The sequence below is a fragment of the Macrococcoides bohemicum genome (assembly GCF_003259675.1).
Classification (GTDB): Bacteria; Bacillota; Bacilli; order Staphylococcales; family Staphylococcaceae; genus Macrococcoides; species Macrococcoides bohemicum.
Genome location: NZ_PZJG01000004.1, coordinates 196453 through 216219 on the forward strand (window position 1 = coordinate 196453; position 19767 = coordinate 216219).

Annotated in this window: 18 protein-coding genes; 5 read left to right on the top strand and 13 right to left on the bottom strand. The window is 33.7% G+C overall.

What is annotated here, in order from left to right:
* Positions 1-49 precede the first annotated feature (49 nt).
* From BHX94_RS08550 to BHX94_RS08575, 6 genes are all read right to left on the bottom strand, one after another.
* Positions 50-1717: a peptide ABC transporter substrate-binding protein gene (locus tag BHX94_RS08550; protein WP_096076987.1), complete on the bottom strand. Its 1668-nt coding sequence runs from the start codon at positions 1715-1717 to the stop codon at positions 50-52.
* A 340-nt stretch (positions 1718-2057) separates the two neighbouring features.
* A complete protein-coding gene (locus tag BHX94_RS08555) occupies positions 2058-3023 on the bottom strand; it encodes an ABC transporter ATP-binding protein (RefSeq protein ID WP_111745915.1) in 966 nt (321 codons plus the stop codon).
* 242 nt (positions 3024-3265) lie between these two features.
* A complete protein-coding gene (locus BHX94_RS08560; protein ID WP_111745878.1) occupies positions 3266-4339 on the bottom strand; it encodes an ABC transporter ATP-binding protein in 1074 nt (357 codons plus the stop codon).
* 14 nt (positions 4340-4353) lie between these two features.
* Entirely contained in the window at positions 4354-5412 is a 1059-nt protein-coding gene (opp3C, locus tag BHX94_RS08565) for an oligopeptide ABC transporter permease (protein WP_111745879.1), read from the bottom strand.
* A complete protein-coding gene (opp3b, locus tag BHX94_RS08570; protein WP_111745881.1) occupies positions 5412-6338 on the bottom strand; it encodes an oligopeptide ABC transporter permease in 927 nt (308 codons plus the stop codon). The genes opp3C and opp3b overlap by 1 nt, the downstream gene beginning before the upstream one ends.
* Positions 6339-6493: 155 nt before the next feature.
* Complete coding sequence (locus BHX94_RS08575; RefSeq protein WP_111745883.1) at positions 6494-8131, bottom strand: peptide ABC transporter substrate-binding protein; 1638 nt, start codon at positions 8129-8131, stop codon at positions 6494-6496.
* Positions 8132-8449: 318 nt separating this feature from the next.
* Here BHX94_RS08575 and BHX94_RS08580 point away from each other — a divergent pair, with 318 nt between their 5' ends.
* A complete protein-coding gene (locus BHX94_RS08580; protein WP_170120807.1) occupies positions 8450-8812 on the top strand; it encodes a DUF3899 domain-containing protein in 363 nt (120 codons plus the stop codon).
* A gap of 220 nt (positions 8813-9032) precedes the next feature.
* Here BHX94_RS08580 and BHX94_RS08585 read toward each other — a convergent pair whose 3' ends face one another.
* The 4 genes from BHX94_RS08585 to BHX94_RS08600 form a co-directional block, all read right to left on the bottom strand.
* Positions 9033-9935, bottom strand: coding sequence for a nuclease-related domain-containing protein (locus BHX94_RS08585; RefSeq protein ID WP_111745887.1), 903 nt, complete (start codon positions 9933-9935; stop codon positions 9033-9035).
* An 81-nt stretch (positions 9936-10016) separates the two neighbouring features.
* Positions 10017-11252: a beta-ketoacyl-ACP synthase II gene (gene fabF / locus BHX94_RS08590; RefSeq protein WP_111745889.1), complete on the bottom strand. Its 1236-nt coding sequence runs from the start codon at positions 11250-11252 to the stop codon at positions 10017-10019.
* The gene (locus BHX94_RS08595; RefSeq protein WP_111745891.1) at positions 11252-12205 is read right to left on the bottom strand and encodes a beta-ketoacyl-ACP synthase III; all 954 of its coding nucleotides are present in this window, start codon (positions 12203-12205) and stop codon (positions 11252-11254) included. Before BHX94_RS08595 ends, fabF begins: the two co-directional genes overlap by 1 nt.
* 79 nt (positions 12206-12284) lie before the next feature.
* Positions 12285-13292, bottom strand: a complete 1008-nt coding sequence (locus BHX94_RS08600) for a BMP family ABC transporter substrate-binding protein (protein WP_111745893.1) — start codon at positions 13290-13292, stop codon at positions 12285-12287.
* Positions 13293-13380: 88 nt separating this feature from the next.
* On the opposite strand from BHX94_RS08600, the gene BHX94_RS08605 reads away from it, so the two are divergent.
* Complete coding sequence (locus tag BHX94_RS08605) at positions 13381-13575, top strand: YjzD family protein (RefSeq protein WP_111745895.1); 195 nt, start codon at positions 13381-13383, stop codon at positions 13573-13575.
* A 26-nt stretch (positions 13576-13601) separates the two neighbouring features.
* Here the strand turns inward: BHX94_RS08605 and clpB are convergent, their stop codons facing one another.
* Positions 13602-16184 (bottom strand): ATP-dependent chaperone ClpB, encoded by a 2583-nt coding sequence (gene clpB / locus BHX94_RS08610; protein WP_111745897.1) that lies wholly within the window; start codon positions 16182-16184, stop codon positions 13602-13604.
* Positions 16185-16358: 174 nt separating this feature from the next.
* On the opposite strand from clpB, the gene BHX94_RS08615 reads away from it, so the two are divergent.
* Positions 16359-17054 (top strand): Crp/Fnr family transcriptional regulator, encoded by a 696-nt coding sequence (locus tag BHX94_RS08615; RefSeq protein WP_111745899.1) that lies wholly within the window; start codon positions 16359-16361, stop codon positions 17052-17054.
* Between the two features lie 30 nt (positions 17055-17084).
* Here BHX94_RS08615 and BHX94_RS08620 read toward each other — a convergent pair whose 3' ends face one another.
* Positions 17085-17393 (bottom strand): metal-sulfur cluster assembly factor, encoded by a 309-nt coding sequence (locus BHX94_RS08620; RefSeq protein ID WP_099578638.1) that lies wholly within the window; start codon positions 17391-17393, stop codon positions 17085-17087.
* Positions 17394-17489: 96 nt separating this feature from the next.
* On the opposite strand from BHX94_RS08620, the gene BHX94_RS08625 reads away from it, so the two are divergent.
* Both BHX94_RS08625 and BHX94_RS08630 read left to right on the top strand, forming a co-directional pair.
* A complete protein-coding gene (locus BHX94_RS08625; RefSeq protein WP_111745901.1) occupies positions 17490-18299 on the top strand; it encodes a Cof-type HAD-IIB family hydrolase in 810 nt (269 codons plus the stop codon).
* Positions 18300-18310: 11 nt separating this feature from the next.
* Complete coding sequence (locus BHX94_RS08630; RefSeq protein WP_111745903.1) at positions 18311-19630, top strand: CoA-disulfide reductase; 1320 nt, start codon at positions 18311-18313, stop codon at positions 19628-19630.
* A 42-nt stretch (positions 19631-19672) separates the two neighbouring features.
* Here the strand turns inward: BHX94_RS08630 and BHX94_RS13200 are convergent, their stop codons facing one another.
* A complete protein-coding gene (locus BHX94_RS13200) occupies positions 19673-19765 on the bottom strand; it encodes an IS3 family transposase (protein WP_120787076.1) in 93 nt (30 codons plus the stop codon).
* Positions 19766-19767 lie beyond the last annotated feature (2 nt).

The following is a 19767-nucleotide window of genomic DNA, read 5'->3' on the forward strand; positions in this document are numbered from 1 at the left end:
AAAATAGAGCACTTCACTGAAATTTAGTGAAGTGCTCTTAATGTTGTAACTATTTTTTACCTTCGATTGTAACTTCTTTTAAAGTCGTATCTCCAGCAAATTTGTGAGTTACATAGTTTTTAATGTATGGTTGACGTAAACGTGCAGTTCCACGTTGATACATCGGAATGATAGCTGCATCTTCTAAGAATAATGTTTCTGCTTCTTGTAAAGAAGTCCAGCGTTTTTCTGGATCTGCTAATAATGGACCTTTAGCATCTTTAACTAATTTATCAAATTCTTTGTTTGACCAATCCATTTGGTTATGTGGACCGTCAGTTACGAACATATCGATAAATGTCATTGGGTCTGGATAGTCTGGACCCCAACCAGCAAATGATAATTCATAGTTACCTTTAGATTCTAAAGATAATTTTTGTTTGAATGGTTGTTGCTTAATTTTTAAAGTAACACCTGGTAAATTAGTTTCTAATTGTTCTTTTATATATTCAGCATCTTTTTTAGATGTATCTGCATCATATGTTAAGAATTCAAAATTAAACTTGTCTTTACCTAATTCTTTTTTCGCTTTTTCATAGTAATTATTCGCTTCATCTTTATCATAGTTTAACGGAGATTTTACACCATCGATATAATCTTTACCGTCTGGACCTTTAACGAATTCTTTAGGCATTAAAGTATCAACTGCGACTGATCCATTGTTTAATAAAGTTTTTACGTATTTATCTTTATCAATTGCTTTCGCTAAAGCTAAACGTAAGTTTTTGTTTTGTAAATCTTTGTTTTTAGATTGGTTGATACGTACAAAGTAAGTAGAAGCATCTAATTCAGTAGAGAATTGATCTTTGTATTTCGCATCGTTTTTGTACTTATCTACGTTTTCAGCAGTTAAACCTACAGCATCGATTTTACCAGTAGTGTATAAGTTTAAAGCAGTTTGTGTTTCTTTAACGATTTGGTAGTTAACTTCTTTTAACTTTACTTTATCTTTATCCCAGTATTCTTTGTTTGGCGTTAACTGGTAGTTTTTCTCAGTGTTCCACTCGTTTAATACGAAAGGACCATTGTATAAAGTATCATCTTTAGTTGTACCATACTTGTCGCCTTTTTCTTTAACGAATTTCTCGTTTTGTGGTAAGAATGAACCAAATGCTAATAATTCCTGGAAGTAAGGAACGTTAGTTTCTAATTGAATTTCTAATGTGTTATCGTCAATTGCTTTAACACCTAACTCATCAGGTTTCGCTTTACCTTCCATGATTTTGTTAGCATTTTTTAAATCCGCCATAATATATGCATATTCAGCACCTGTTTTAGGATCCATTGTACGTTTCCATGCATATTCAAAGTCTTTCGCTGTTACAGGGTCACCATTAGACCATTTTGCATCTTCACGTAATTTGATTGTCCATGTTTTACCGTCTTTAGACTTTTCAGGGTCACCTTCAGCGACACCCGGAACAGCCTTATCGTCTTTATCTAAAGTATAAAGACCTTCCATTACCTGGTTGAAAGTATCGAATGATACTTGGTCAGTTGCTAATGAAGAATCCATAGATGGAATATCTGATGATGACGCAAAATTTAATACTTGATCACTTTTACCACCATCTTCACCGCCACTACTAGATTTCTTATCTCCGCCACCTGAACAAGCTGAGACAAAACCAGTTAAAGCTAATAATAGAACTAAAAACCATTGAAAATTCTTTTTCATTCAACTTCCCCCTACATATAAATTATTCAATCTGCTGTTTGGAATATTCAGAAGATTTGTATTAATTATATTTTATATTCCAAGGTATAGCAATACTTTTTTTATACATTTTTTAATTTTTTTGAATATTTTATTATTTTATATTTATTCACATTCTTTTATTAAGTATAACTTTAAATTTCTTTCTGAATGCCTTAATAATGGTAAGTTATTTTTCTTATGTTTTGTTATCATTTATAAAGTGTATTTTTTCCTTTTTATTTCTTTTTATAAAATTATTAAGTATTGTGCATAAAAATAAAGGACATTGAGATTAATGCTTCTCATTGTCCTTTATTGATTAATAATTATGATTATAAGATTTCTTTAATGCTTCGTATTCTTTCGGTGAGCAATATACGTAATGATCTGGAGCAACTTCACGTAACTCTAATACATCGTCAGCAGTATACGCATGAACATCCGGATTATATGTTTTACGTACGCGTGTGCGCTCTGATTCAGGATCTGGTAATGGAATTGCAGATAACAATGACTTCGTATATTCATGAAGTGGATTGTTATAGATAGCATCCGCTGGTCCTACTTCAACTAATTTACCGAAATACATTACACCGATACGATCTGAAATGTATTTAACCATTGATAAATCATGGGCGATAAATAAGAAAGTAATGCCACGTTCGTTCTGTAATTTCTGCATTAAGTTTACAACCTGCGCCTGAATAGATACGTCAAGCGCTGAGATTGGTTCATCTGCAATAATAAACTCTGGTTCTACTGCTAATGCACGTGCGATACCGATACGCTGACGTTGTCCTCCTGAGAATTCATGTGGATAACGGTTAGCATGTTCTTTAGATAAACCTACAGTCTCAAGTAACTCGTAAACACGGTTTGCACGATCCTGTTTATTCTTTGCAAGTTTATGAATATCGATACCTTCAGCAATAATATCCATAACTTTAAGTCTTGGGTTAAGTGAAGCATAAGGATCCTGGAAGATCATCTGCATGCGACGATTAAACTTTAATAAATCTTTTTTGTTTTTAATCGACTGAATATCAGTCCCATCAAAGATAACTTCTCCACCAGTCGCATCATATAATTTAATCAGTGTACGTCCTGTTGTTGATTTACCACAACCTGACTCACCTACCAGACCTAACGTTTCACCGCGATAGACATCAAAAGTAATATCATCGATCGCTTTTACTTCATTTTTCTTGCCAACGTTGAAATATTGCTTTAAATTTTTTACTTCGATTAATTTTGTTTTTCCCTCAGCATAAGGTTTTGAACCCACTGCTTTTTTTTCTGCTTCAGATAGGTTTGTTTTATTTAAGTCTGCTTCATTATAGTGTGATGTATCTTCAACAATCTCATCTTCACTTACTTGAATCGGACCATCTTCTATTGAATGTTCTACAGTATGCTCTGAAGTATGATTCACAGTTTTTTCAACTTTAACATCTTCTACTGTATTTCCTGTCTTATCAATTACTTTAACACGACCATCCGTATTGTTATGCACTTTATCGTCTCTCATTAAAAGCTAACCCCCTCAACACGTTTTGGCTCTGCATAGTCACCAGGCATAGGGCGCAGCTTTTGTTTAACCATTTCAGGTGGTTCAACTTTAGGTGACTGCGGATCCATCAACCATGATTTCACAAAATGCGTATCTGAAACCTGGTACCAAGGTGGCTCCTGTTCAAAGTCAATTTGTAATGCGTAATCTGAACGTCGTGCAAAAGCATCACCGACTGGCGGTTTAATTAAATCTGGTGGCGTACCAGGAATTGCAATTAATTCCGTATCCTGATGTGTATCTAAACTCGGCATAGATGATAATAATCCCCAAGTGTATGGATGTTTAGGATTGTAGAATATTTCATCTACTGTTCCTGTTTCAACGATTTGTCCACCATACATTACTGCAACGCGATCTGCTACGTTTGCTACTACCCCTAAGTCATGGGTAATGAAGATAATTGAAGTATCAATTTTCTTCTGTAAATCTTTCATCAATTCTAAAATTTGTGCCTGAATTGTTACGTCAAGTGCTGTTGTTGGTTCATCGGCGATTAGAATTTTTGGGTCACATGCAAGTGCCGTTGCAATAACGATACGTTGACGTTGTCCTCCAGAGAACTGGTGAGGGTAGTTATTAAAGCGTCCTTCCGGATTCGGAAGTCCTACTAAACGTAAAATATCTAGTGCACGTTCCTTAGCTTCTGCTTTTGATAACTTTTGATGTTTAATCAGTGGTTCCATTACCTGCTTACCAATTTTCATGGTTGGGTTTAATGAAGTCATCGGATCCTGGAAAATCATTGAAATATCTTTACCACGCACTTGCTGCATTTCTTTTTCTGATAACTTTGCTAAATCTTTACCATCGAATAAAATTTCTCCTTCTTTAATACGTGAAGGTGGTGATGGTAACAACCTCATAATCGCTTTCGTCGTTACTGATTTACCTGAACCAGATTCACCAACGATCGCTAAAGTTTCTGCTTTATCTAAGTGGAAATCAACACCACGTACCGCTTGAACTTCCCCCGCGTTAATATCGAAGGAAACTTTTAAATTCTTAACTTCTAAAATTCTTTCTGCCATTCTAATTTCCTCCTTTATTTACGCATTTTCGGATCGAATGCATCTCGTACACCGTCACCAAAGAGATAGAAACATAAGATTAATAATGATAATACTGCAGATGGAACAAACATTTGATAAGGATGAATGAGTAACATTTTACGACCATCGTTTACTAATGCCCCAAGTGATGTCATCGGTGGCTCTAAACCTAAACCGATGAAGCTTAAGAAAGCTTCGAAGAAAATCGCACCAGGAATTGAGAACATTGCTGTTACGATGATTGGTCCTAATGTGTTCGGTAAAATATGTTTAAAGATTAAACTCATGTTTGAAGCACCTAATGTTCTTGATGCTAAAATATATTCCTGGCCTTTTAATTTTAAGAATTGTCCACGTACGATACGGCTCATTCCAATCCAGCCGGTAAGTGACATGGCTAAGATGATTGTCCATAGACTACCGCCGAATATAATTACGAATAAAATCATGATGATTAAGTTCGGAATTGAAGCGATAATCTCAATGATACGTTGCATCAATGTATCTACCCAGCCACCAAAGAAACCTGAAATAGATCCATAAGTAATCCCGATAACAACATCTAAAAATGCTGCTACAACACCAATAAAGATAGAAACTTGTGTACCTTTCCAAGTACGTGTGAAGATGTCACGACCAAGTTGATCTGTCCCGAACCAGTATGCTTCTTTAACATTCTTAGATTCATAAACATCGAAACCATCTTTATCTTTACCATCGAACGGTAAGAATCCTACATCCTTTAGCGCCATAATTTTTGGCGGTAAGTTAGAATGATCGACGTTTTGTGCACGATATGTATGACCACTAATCATCGGGCCGATAAATGCCATTAACGCCAATAGAATTAAACCGATTAAACCAAGGATAGCTGCTTTGTTAGCTTTTAGTTGCAACCATGCATCCTGCCAGAATGTCTTAGATTCACGCTCGATTTTTTCTTCATTGATTTCATCACGATTTGCTAATACAAATGAACCAGGAGGTGTTGCTAAATTTTGATTTAAATTTGCATGATTAACATTTTCTTCTACTTCATTAAATTTTGCCATTAATCTTTACCTCCTTGTACACGGATACGTGGGTCAATGATGCCATATAAAATATCTACGATAAATAATACTGCTACGAATAATGCACAGATAAATACTGTAAGCGCCATAATAACTGGATAGTCATTCATTTGAATAGAACGCACGAATTGATCACCAAGACCTGGAATACCAAAGATAGTCTCGATAGTAAGTGCCCCTGTTAAGATACCTACTGTCATTGGTCCAATTAAAGTAATGATCGGAATCAACGCATTACGTAATGCATGGCCAAATAATACTTTTGTAGTTGAATTACCTTTGGCACGTGCTAATGTAATATAATCTGAACTTAAAACCTCAATCATTTCCGAACGAATATATCGTGCGATAGTTGCGATAACACCCGCTGATAATGCAATAGCTGGTAATACTGCATAATCAATTCCTTCCCAACCTGCAACTGGGAACCATTGTACTTTAACAGCTAAGAAATATTGTAATAACACGGCTAAAACGAATGATGGGACTGAGATAGCAAGTACAGAGAATACAGTTGCTAAATAATCTACCCATGTATTTTGTTTTACTGCTGCAATAACACCTAAAATAATACCAAGTGTCACACCAATAATCATTGCATAAAGACCAATTTCAGCAGATGGTCCAAGACGAGGGATAATTAATCCTAATACATCTTTATTATCATATTGGAATGAAACGCCGAAATCACCTGTTGCTGCCTTCTTCAAATAATTAAGATATTGCACACCAACCGAATCATTTAATCCATATTTTTCATTCACGATTGCTTTCTGTTCAGCTGATAACTTTTCATCGTTGAACGGTGAACCAGGCATTAATTTCATTAAGAAGAACGTAGCCGTAGTAACAATGAACAATGTTAAAAGCATATAAGAAATTCGTTTAATCGTATATTTTAACATGCACTTCTTCCTCCTTATAAGCATATAGTGCAAAATCAACTTTTGCTCTAATACTATAATAACTAAATTTTCTCATAATTCATACAACTTTTTTTATTTATTTAAAAAGAAGGATATAAGTTGCATATCCTTCCTTCAAAATTGGTTTGAAGATACTATTTCTTAATTTCAGTTTCTTTGAATGAATAATCTCCAGCAAATTTATGAGAAACAATGTTTTTCACGTATGATTGCGTTAAGAATGCGCCACCACGTTGATAGATTGGAATAATAACTGCTTCATTTAAGAATTCAGTTTCAGCATTTTGTAAAGTTGTCCAACGTTTTTCTACATCTGTTAATAAAGGACCATTCGCTTCATCAATTGCTTTGTCATACGTTTTTGAAGACCAGCCTGTTTGGTTATGTGGCCCATCTGTAACAAACATATCTAAGAATGTCATTGGGTCTGGATAGTCAGGACCCCAACCACCTAATGATAATTCATAGTTTCCTTTAGATTCTAAATCTAATTTTTGTTTGAATGGCTGTTGTTTAATTTTTAATGTAACACCAGGTAAATTAGATTCAATTTGTTCTTTAAAGTATTCAGCATCTTTCTTAGAAGACTCTTGGTCGAATGTTAAAAATTCAAATGTGAACTTATCTTTACCTAAAGTTTTTTTCGCTTTTTCAAAAGAAGCTTTAGCTGCTTTTGCATCGTAATTTAATGGAGATTTCACACCATCAACAAAGTCTTTACCCGCTTCGTCTTTAACAAATTCTTTTGGCATTAATGTGTCAATTGCTACAGAACCATTATTTAAGTTATTTTTAACGTATTTTTCTTTATCAATAGATTTTGCTAAAGCCATACGTAAATCTTTGTTTTGTAAATCTTTATTTTTGGTCTGGTTCATTCTAATGAAGAATGTTGAAGCGTCTAGTTCTGTAGAATAATTTTTATCATCTTTGTATTTATCGATAAATTCTGCAGGTAATCCTACACGGTCAATTTTACCAGTTGTATATAAGTTAACACCTGAGTTTGCGTCTTTTAATACTTTATACGTAATTTTTTCTAATTTTACTTTATCTTTATCATAGTATTTATCATTTTTCGTTAAAGTAAATTTGTCTTCTGTTTTCCATTCACTTAATACGAATGGACCATTATATAATGTATCTTTTTCTGTAGTCCCGTACTTTTCACCTTTTTCTTTAACGAATTTTTCGTTTTGAGGTAAAAAAGTACCGAATGCTAACAATTCTTTGAAATAAGGCTTAGATTTTTCTAATTCAAATTCTAAAGTTGTATCATTAACTGCTTTAACACCTAATTCAGATGGTTTCATTTTTCCCGTATTAACTGCTTCTGCATTTTTTAAGTCGTACATGATGTAAGCATATTCTGCAGCTGTTTTTGGATCTAATGCACGTTGCCATGCAAATACGAAGTCTTTTGCTGTTACTGAATCACCATTTGTCCATTTTGCATCATCGCGTAATTCAACTGTCCATTTTTTACCGTCAGCTGAAATTTTTGGTTCACCTTTTGCAATTGCAGGAACCGCTTTATCATCTTTATCTAATGTATATAAACCTTCAATCGTTTGGTTATATACATTGAATGAAACAGCATCTGTTGCTAAAGATGAATCCATTGTTGGAATATCACTAGATGCAACGAGACGTAATGTTTTACCATCGCCACCAGCAGTATCACCAGAACCACCTTTTTTACCTGAACATGCAGCAAGTACCATTGTAATTGCTAGAAATAAAACTAATAAAGATTTTACCTGTCTTTTCATATCTTTCCCCCATTTCTAAAAATGCCTCTGTTAATTTTCAGAAGATTAACTTTATTATAAATGTTATAGTAAATAAATAGCAATAACTTTTTATACATTTTTCTTAATATTTTCAATACTTTTTATACATATATAGTGCACTAAAGCGTTAAACGAAAGGTATATTTATACGTATTTTTGTATATAAAAATTATTGTATTGTCGTAATAATCGAGTTTTATATTATATTGTATAATGATTATTCATTTTTATAACATTTTATATGCATTTTATGAAAATAAGGATATAATAAATAAAGTTAATATAGGAGGAATAATTGTGAAAAATTACATTATTATTTTTGCGATAGAAGCAGGTTTAACTATTATTTATGCATTATTTAGCGGACTGAATTTATTAAATTTTTTAAACGGTACCTTTACCGTTTCAATGATAGGATTATGTATCGGATTATTTATGATGATGTATAGTGACGGGGCATATAGTATTATGGGCCATTCCTTTAGAAAGTTTAATTACATGATGGCACCTAAAAGAATTAAAGAAACAATGGATGAAGATCCAGACTTCAATAAAAAATTGCGCATCAGACAGGAAAAGTACATATGGACTAATCCGATTTTATTTGTATCGCTTGGATTAGTGATTATAAGTTTAATTGCTATGTATAGCATGGTGTAGAATATTGATGATGAAGTTGATGGCCGATATTTTCGATTTATCGGCCATCATTTTTGGATTTGAACTAGTTTTGAGATTTCATGGCCGATATTTTCGATTTATCGGCCATCATTCTGGGATTTGGACTAGTTTTGAGATTTCATGACCGATATTTTCGATTTATCGGCCATCATTTCCAGATTTGAACTTGTTTTACGATTTCATGGCCGATATTTTTAGTTTATCGGCCATTATTCTTTTTATAACTCCTATTTTTATTGCTCCCTTGAGAATGATAATTCTGTTTTAAAAACCTTCGCACACTTCTCTCTGGTACGTCACTCCAATAAACCACGTCTTTAGTCTTAATAATACCTTGATTAATATGAAAGAGTTCATCAATTATATTTTGCAGCATCTCAGATTTTTCATATGTATGTCCGCATGCACATGATACAGTTTTATATTTGTTCAAAACTTCAACCTTATTAATTTGCAGACATTTTGGACAACGTGGACCTGATTTCATCTTTTCGAATGGATAATAATAAATCCTTTCAAATGCTTTCGGATTATTTAATTCAACAAGTTTTTCTGCTACGTATAGATCTTTCTTATATGTTTTACTTTTTAATAAATGCTGAATAAAACTATCGATTTGATTATTAAAGAGTATTAATGGATTACCATCGTAATTTCGAATAGAAAATTGGTTATTAATAAATATTATTTTACTTTCCACTTTATATCCCCAATTGTTTAACTCCACAATTCTAATGAGTCTGTCATGTGCCGCATCGAGTTGTGCCATAATATTTTTATAGTTCCGTCCATTTTCACTAATGAAATTATCATTTTTATATGTATACACACCACTAAAGTTCTTAACGTCAAAATGATAGATCACTTTATCAACTACTATAATAAAGTCATATTGTGATGACCCGTTATTTTCTAAAGTAATATCCCAGATTTTTATACCTTCAAATATATTTTTCAAAAGCTCGTAAAACGCTCTTTCTCCAGCTACTCCACTCTTATATCTGAAAAGATTGATGCGATCATTTTCCTGTAATGTAATTCTATCTTCTACTGCAAGTAAATATTGAATATATTGGTTTGGATGATGTGCTTTAATAAACATGTATTCACCTCATCCATATTATAAAAATTAACATTTGTTAACACAAGAAAAAAGTGAGAAAAATTAATTTCTCACTTTTTTCTATTCACTATATTTTTTTAAGATTAATACTGCGTTATGACCACCAAATCCTAAACTGTTTGTCATCGCGTATTCAATGTCGCGTTCAACGCTTTTATTCGGTACAAAATTCAATCCAAATGCATGTTCATCTTCCTGATGGATTGTTGGTGCAATCTTTCCTGTTTCAATAGAAAGTGCTGTAATAATTGTTTCGATTGCACCTGTTGCACCTAATAGATGACCCGTCATTGATTTTGTCGAAGATACTAATAGATTTTCTGCATGTTCTCCGAATGTTGTCTGGATTGCTAAGGCTTCATACTCATCACCAATCGGTGTACTCGTACCATGTGCATTTAAATAGTCGATTTTATCTGCTTCTATACCAGCATCTTTAAGTGCCATCTTCATCGTACGCACTCCACCTTCGCCATTCGGTGCTGGTGCTGTAATATGATGTGCATCACCGTTATTTCCGTAACCTACAACTTCTGCGTATATATGAGCACCTCGCGCTAATGCATGGTCTAAATTTTCTAGTACGACGACACCTGCACCTTCACCCATAACAAACCCATCACGTCCTTCCTGATATGGACGACATGCTGTTTTTGGATCTGGATTTGTACTGAGTGCACGATTAGATGTAAAACCAGCGATACTTAAACGTGTGATTGGTGCTTCAGTACCACCTGCTATCATTACATCTGCATCTCCATATTGTATCATTCTGGTAGCATCACCGATAGAATTTGTTCCTGTTGCACATGCTGTAACTGTACATCCATTTGGTCCCTTTGCACCTAAATCGATAGATACTTGTCCAGCAGCCATATCAGGAATTAACATCGGTACAAAGAACGGACTAACACGTCTTGGTCCTTTATCAACTAAAGTTTGATGTGCAGTTTCAAAAGACTCGATACCACCAATGCCTGATCCAATCCAAACGCCAATACGATCACTATTATCATCAGTAATTTCTAGTTTCGAATCATTTAATGCTTCACGTGCTGCGACTACCGCATATTGCGTAAATCGATCCATTCGACGTGCTTCTTTTAGAGCCATATGATCTTCAATATTGAAATCCTTCAATTCACCCGCTACTTTCACTGCCATATCATCATGCTTAATACGTGTAATAGGCGCTATGCCGTTAACGCCTTTCACAGCATTTTCAAATGTAGTATGTGCATCATTACCGATTGGGCTTAGTGCACCAATTCCAGTAATTACAACTCTATTTTTCATTATTTTCTCTCCTTATCTCCCCAAATTAATGTCATAGCACCATAAGTCAGACCTCCACCAAATCCAACAAAAACTAATTTAGAACCGTTCTTAATCTTCCCTTGTTCTAATTCATGGAATAATGAAAGTGGTATACTAGCTGCTGATGTATTACCATATCGATCAACAGTAACACTCATCTTCTCTGGAGGTATCCCTAAACGTTCACGTGCTGATTCCATAATACGTATATTTGCCTGATGTGGAATAAACATATCAATTTCTTCTGAGTTTAGACCCGCTTTCTCAACTGACTTCAATGAAACATCACCCATAACACGTACAGCAAATTTAAATACTTCACGACCGTTCATTTCAAGTAATCCTGTTTCCTTATTATCAAATAAATATTTACCGCCAGAACCATCGCTTCCCCATTCATGTGATAGGAAGCCATATCCTTCAGCAACTTCACTCACAATGACAGCTGCAGCCCCATCTCCAAATAAAATTGCTGTATTACGATCATTTAAATCTGCAATTTTGGTTAACTTTTCTGCGCCTACCACTAAAATATTTTTACACAATCCTGTTTTAATGAATTGTTCCGCCGTAATTAAACTATAGATAAATCCCGTACATGCTGCGAGTTGATCCATTGCCGGAACATTTCTTAATCCAAGTTTATCCTGAAGCATCGTTGCTACAGAAGGGAATTTATGATCGCCTGTTGCAGTTGCTACAATAACCATATCTATATCTTCATTATTTATTTTAGCATTTTTAATTGCATTTTCACATGCAATGAATGCTAAATCACTTACATCCTGGTCAGCTCTTGCAAATCTTCTTTCTTTTATACCTGTCATTTTTGAAATCCATTCATCTGAAGTATCCAAGTAACTTTCAAAATGTTCATTGGTTACTATTTTTTCAGGGATATAAACCCCGATTCCTCTTATACCTACATTCATGTGATGCACCTCTTATATCTACTTTTAGTATCTGGTACTAATTTAACATAAAAAATTAAGAACTTCAAATAGAAGTCCTTTATTTTTCAGTATCACTTTCGAGATATACATTCACGTTATTTTCAGGTACTTTTTTACCATTTGGTAGTTTACTTGTTTTCTTATATTCCTCAATCAGTTTATCCATTTTTTCAATTGTACTTGATGTAACTAATGGCGAATAACCATGTAGGCTAGTAATATTATCTTTCATGCCATAGTATTTAGTTCCGCCTATTAGTCTACCTTCCGAGTATTCTCTTGCAATATCCTGATATAACCTCGAAATATTCTGCTCAGTACTTGCCAGAATAAAGTCACCTAGATAGCTCTGGTCAGTGATATATCCGATTGCTTTACGATCATATTCTTTAACAATCCCCATAACTTCACTATTAATACCATCTGCAGCCGGATAAAAAACATCGACGTCATTTTCTATCATTTTCTTTGTAATGACACCAACATCATTATTATACTCCCACGTCTTTACAAAAGAAGCCTGAATGATAGTCTCTTTATTTTCATAGTATGCACCGTCCATAAATCCCTTAATTTCAGGCTGATAATCAAAAGCTCCTATTACACCAATTTGATGAGTCTTTGATTCATGGCTGGCTAAGTACCCGGCAAAAAATCCCATACTATATGCTTCGATATTAAGTGCAGAAACATTTTTATGTTTACTTATCCCATTTGTAAAAACAAAATGAACATCAGGATATTTTTTTGCATATTCATTAAAAATTTTCTCATACATAGAACCTTGCCCATAAATAATAGAAACATCTCTATCAAGAAATTCATTCAGTACAAGTTTAGTTTTTTCTTCATCATCAATATTTTCCTGAATATAGAAGTTTGTATCATAATCCTGAACAATGTCTAACACTGCCTTATATCCTTCTGTCCCCCAAGTCTGATCATTGATTGATTCCGGGAAAATAAAACCAAAACTATTTATTTCATGATATTTTGGTATTTTATAATAAACAATTGTACCAAGCACCGTTATAAGCACTACAAGAAAAACAAGAAATTTTTTCATTTTTAGTTCCTTTCAACGTCAGGGGTATACAATTGACGTACACTCTTTTATAATAATTAATATAACATCTTTCATGGGGGATAAACATATGCAATATATTATGACATTCGTTTGGGCATTTATTCTTGTTCAAATGGCAAACTTCGTTTTAATGAGTTTAGCAGGCGGTAATGACTTAAACTTACCATTCGCAACAATTATTAGTGTAATTTTTGGTATTTTAGCAATTATTATTGCACACGTAATTCCGAATGAGCCTATTCCAGCACACGAAGAGCATTAAAAAAACGAGACATCTGTCTCTTTTTTTTATACCATAAATTTAACTTCATCATTAATGCGATCTACTTTAATTACTGTGCCTTCTGAATAATCTTCTTTAATCAATAATCTTGCTAACGGTGTTTCGATTTCTTTTTGAACGAATCGTTTCAATGGTCTTGCTCCAAACTGTGGCTCATACGCTGTGTCGGCAATCCATTTCTTGATTTCATCCGTTAATTCAACTTTTACACCACGACTGTCTAAACGCGTATTTAATTCACGCACTATTTTATCAACAATAAACGTCATATCATTTCTACTTAATGGTTTAAATAATACAATATCATCCATACGGTTTAATATTTCAGGTTTAAAGTGTAAATGTAATGCATCCATCACATTTGTTCTTGCTGTTTCTGTAATTTCATCATTTTCAATACCGTCTAATAAATATTGTGATCCGATGTTACTTGTCATAATGATGATTGTATTTTTAAAATCAACGATTCTTCCTTTAGAATCTGTTAAACGGCCTTCATCTAATAACTGTAATAATACATTAAATACATCGCTATGTGCTTTTTCAATTTCATCTAATAAAAGCACAGTATAAGGATTTCTTCGAACCGCTTCCGTTAATTGTCCACCTTCTTCGTGGCCAACATAGCCAGGAGGTGCACCAATCAAACGTGACACAGCATGTTTCTCCATATATTCACTCATATCGATACGTACCATATGTTTTTCAGAATCGAATAAAGTGCTGGCTAACGTTTTAGCAAGTTCAGTTTTACCGACCCCCGTTGGTCCTAAGAATAAGAAACTACCGATGGGACGATTAGGATCTTTAATTCCTGCACGTGCACGGACAACTGCATCTGCTACTAAATCAACCGCTTCATCCTGACCAACTACACGTTCATGTAGAATCTCAGATAATTTTAATAATTTCTCTTTTTCAGTTTCTACAAGTTTACTAACCGGAATTCCTGTCCACTGAGACACAATGTAGCCAATTTCTTCTTCAGTAACGACTTCTCGAATTAAACGGTCAGTGCCTTTCGTTTCTTCAATTAAACTATCTTCTAGATCAGCTAATTCTTTCTCAACTTGCGGTATCTTACCATATTGTAATTCAGATGCTTTACCTAAATCGTAGTTACTTTGAGCTTCTTCAAGCGCTGTACGATATTTATCAAGCTCAGCTCGTTTTTCCTGTACGACGCTAATTTGAGATTTTTCTTTCTCAACACGTGCCTGTAAAGCCTGCTGTTTCTCTTTCTCATCTGCAAGTTCACGTTGTAGTTCAGATAAACGGCTTTGACTCTTACTATCTGTTTCATTTTTCAATGCTTTTTCTTCAATCTCAAGTTGTAACACACGACGATTCACTGCATCAAGTTCAGTTGGATTTGAGCCCATTTCAGTACGAATCGTAGCACATGCCTGGTCTACAAGATCAATCGCTTTGTCTGGTAAGAATCTATCTGTAATATAACGGTCTGATAACTCAGCTGCTGCTACAAGTGCTGTATCCTGAATTCTTACACCATGATGCACTTCATAACGTTCCTTTAAACCACGTAAAATAGAGATTGTATCTTCTAAATCTGGTTCAGCTACATTAACTTTCTGAAAGCGACGTTCTAAAGCTGAATCCTTTTCAATATATTGACGGTATTCATTTAAAGTTGTTGCACCGATACAATGTAACTCCCCACGCGCGAGCATTGGCTTTAACATATTACCTGCATCCATGGCACCATCTGTTTTACCTGCACCAACTAACATATGGATTTCGTCGATGAATAATAAAATTTTACCGTCTGATTCTTTTACTTCTTTCAACACTGCTTTTAAACGTTCTTCAAATTCGCCACGGAATTTTGCGCCTGCAACAAGTGCTGATAAATCAAGTTCAAATATCGTTTTATCTAGTAATGCATCAGGCACATCTTTTTTTACAATACGTTGTGCTAATCCTTCTACAATTGCTGTTTTTCCTACACCTGGTTCACCAATTAAAATCGGATTATTTTTTGTTTTACGGCTTAATATACGAATCGTATTACGCACTTCTTCATCGCGACCGATTACAGGATCCATTTTTCCGTTTCTTACTTCCTCTACTAAATCACGTCCATATTTCTTTAATACTTCATATTGAACTTCCGGATTTTGTGTCGTCACGTGGTTTCCTCCTCTAATCTGATTAATAATTTCTTGTATTACTTCAGCTTTATTACCGACAAACAATCTTGTAGGTTCATGTGTTTCAATTGCAGCCAAAATAATATGCTCTACAGAAATATAATGATCATCCATTTCATCCATCTTTTTTTCTGATACATTCAGTAACTGATTAATTCCATTGCTTAAATATTGTCCATATTGGATATTACCCTCTACTCGAGGCATTTTTGTTAACGCTTCATTTAAAATTCTTTCATATGCTTTAATTTCTAAATTACTGCGTTCAAATACAGTATTTAACATGCTGTCACTTTGCAATACAAAATGTTTCATTAGATTTTCTACTTCAATCGCCTGTAGTTTTTCTTCTACTGCGTCATTTTGAGCATATTCTAAGGCAGCCTGTACGTTATATGTCATCTTTTCTATATTCATGAAATCACCTCAAAAAAGTTTGACTATCTTTGACTATAATATCATTATAAAACCATTTCATATAAAAAACAAATTATCCACCTCGAATCAAACACAAAGTAATAATTTTATAAGAAATCATTATTTCTTGTATGATATAATATATTAAATCTAATAAAGTTACGGGTGATACAAATGATACATACTGAATACCATGAAGCAATGAGTATAATTAATTATATAACCGAAGAAGGAAAGCTTGAGACATATGATCAAAATCAATATATTTATCAGGCAGAGGATCCTGCGAATGCAGTATATGTCATTAAAAGTGGAAATGTAGTTATTCATCGTGTATTAGAAGATGGTAAAGAATTTTCAATGAAATTACTTGGCCCAAGAAATATCTTTGGTTCTACAACCTTATTTTGCGGATTAAAAAAACATTCTTTATTCGCTAAAACAAAGACAAAAGTCTCTGTTTATAAGCTGGATATTGAACAGTTTGAGAATGCTATATTAAATGACGAAGTATTAAACTACGAATGGTTATTGTGGATTCAAAATGAAAATGCTAAGCAGGAATATAAATTAAGAGATTTATACACATTGGGTAAGAAAGGTGCAGTATACTCGACTCTAATAAGACTATCGAATACTTATGGCATCACTACTGATGACGGCATCCAGCTTAATATTGATATGACGAATAATGAGTTAGCTACCTTTGGGGGTACAACACGTGAAGGAGTCAACCGAATTATAAGCGAATTGAAGTCAAAAAATATCATAACAACTCAAGGTAAACGAATTACTATAAAACATATTGACTATTTAAAAGATCAGATTAATTGTGAAAATTGTCCAATCAATATATGTAAGATAGAATAAAAAAAGAGACATGAAATATGTCTCTTTTTTTTAGCTTACACCTAATGCTATTTTAGCGTAACGGCTCATCATGTCTTTTGACCACACTGGATTCCAGACGATATTTACTTCAACATCTTTTACTTCTGGTAATTCTCCTAGTGCAGTTTTAACCTGATCGATAATTTGAGGTCCCATCGGACAACCCATTGATGTTAATGTCATATCTACATTTACTAAGCCATCATCATCCATATCAACGTGATAAACTAGTCCTAAATTTACGATATCTATACCTAATTCTGGGTCAATTACATTTTCTAATGCACCCATAATACTATCTTTCATTGCTTCTTCCATTCATATCACCTCATTCTTTGTTATAATCTTAATATAACAAATATCAGTCATATTTCAAATTAATAAATTTTCATACTGATTAAAGGAGTTTTTACTTTGGAACAACATCTCATTTGCCTCGATTTAGACGGTACTTTACTCAATAGCAATCAACAGATTACACCCTATACAAAAGAAATAATAAAGAAAGTACAGGCTTTAGGTCATCATTTTATGATTTCAACGGGACGACCATATCGTGCAAGCCAGATATATTATACAGAACTTGGATTAACAACACCAATCGTTAATTTTAATGGTGCTTTCGTCCACCATCCTACAGATATGAACTTTGAAACTTTTCATCAGCCTTTAGACTTTAAAGTGGCACGTGAAATATTCGAAAAGATTCCACACTTAAATATTCAGAATATCGTCGCAGAAGTAAAAGATCATGTTTATCTTCATTATCATGATGCATATTTATTTGAAGGTTTTAGTATGGGTAACCCATTAATTGAGGTCGGCAATCTTTTAGATAGTATTAAAGAACCACCTACTTCAATACTCATTCAGGCTGAAGAGAAAGAAATACCTAATATATATAAACATCTGGATGATGTTTATGCTGAGCATTTAGAACATAGACGATGGGGTGCTCCTTTCCCGGTTATTGAAATTGTTAAAAAAGGCATTAATAAAGCTGTCGGTGTTCAAATTGCACTAGATTATCTTAACATTAAAAGAGAAAATACAATTGCTTTTGGTGATGAAGATAATGATCATGAAATGATTCAATTTGTGAATACCGGTGTTGCAATGGGGAATGCGATTAATGATTTAAAAGAAATTGCAGATGATATTACCGTTTCAAACAATGAAGACGGTATCGGAAAATACTTAGCACGTTATTTTAATATAGAATAGAGGCTTTAAATATGAAGGTTATTGTTATAGGCGCAGTAGCAGGCGGTGCTACTGTAGCCTCTCAACTCAGAAGATTAAGTGACGCTGAAATTACTGTATATGAAAAAGATCGTGATATGAGTTTTGCCAACTGTGGTTTACCTTATTATTTAGGTGGTGAAGTTGCACCTCGCAATAAGCTGATTGCTGCAACTGAATCTTCATTTAAGACGAATAAATCAATTACTGTGAAAACATATCATAAAGTTGTTTCAGTATCAGCTGAAAATAAGGAGATTGTTGTTAAAGATATTAAAAATGATCGTACTTTTACTGATACATTTGATTATTTAATCTTATCACCTGGTGCAACTCAAATTAAATTACCAGTATTACAAGGAAATCATGTATTTACGCTCCGTAATTTAGAAGATACTGATAAGATCGAAAGGTTTATTACTTCTGAAAATGTGAAAAATATTCTGATCATCGGTGGAGGATACATCGGTTTAGAAGTCATCGAAAATTTAAAAAATCGCGGCATAAATATTACATTGTTACATCGCAGTTCACATCTACTTAAATCTGTCGATGCAGATATGACAAAACATATACCAGAAATACTTGAAGCTAACGGTGTAGAATTATTATTAAATGATGAAGTGGATACGCTAGAAGGCAAAACTGTGCATCTAAAATCAGGTCGCGAATTTAATTTTGATATGATTATTACAGCGCTTGGCATTAAACCCAATACACAATTTATACAGTCTAGTGGCATAAAATTAACAGATAGCGGACATATTAAAGTTAATGAATATTTTGAAACGAATATCTCTTATATCTATGCTTTAGGTGATGCTATCCAGACGAAATATCGACATGTTGATTATCCAGCTCAAATAGCACTTGCCTGGGGTGCGCATCGTGCGGCAAACATTATTGCGCATAATATAGTAAAATCCCAGTCTGTACAGTTTAAAGGATTACTAGGTACAAATATCATTAGATTATTTGATTTTACATTTGCAAGTGTGGGTATTACACCGAATATGCTGGATAACTTCGAATATGAAATTGTTCAACAAACACAAAAGCATCATGCTGGTTATATGCCAGGTGTAGAACAAATTTCAATCAATGTCTATTACGATAAGAAATCTCGCAAAATATTACGCGCTTCAGCCTTTGGAAGAGTCGGTGTAGATAAACGCATCGATATAATAGCTACAGCTATGATCGGAAATTTGACGATAGATGAATTTAAAGATATCGAAATCGCATATAGCCCCGTATATAGTAGTCCAAAAGATATTATCAATATGCTCGGCTATAAAGCAGAACAAAAATAAAAAAACCGCATTTGTAGTGAACCCAAAAAGTTGAACTTTTTATTAAGCTACTTTCATTAAAGCAAGATTTCTGTATTCTACAGGAGTCTTGCTTTTTAATTTTCTCTTCTTTCTGACTAAATTATAATACTCCATAT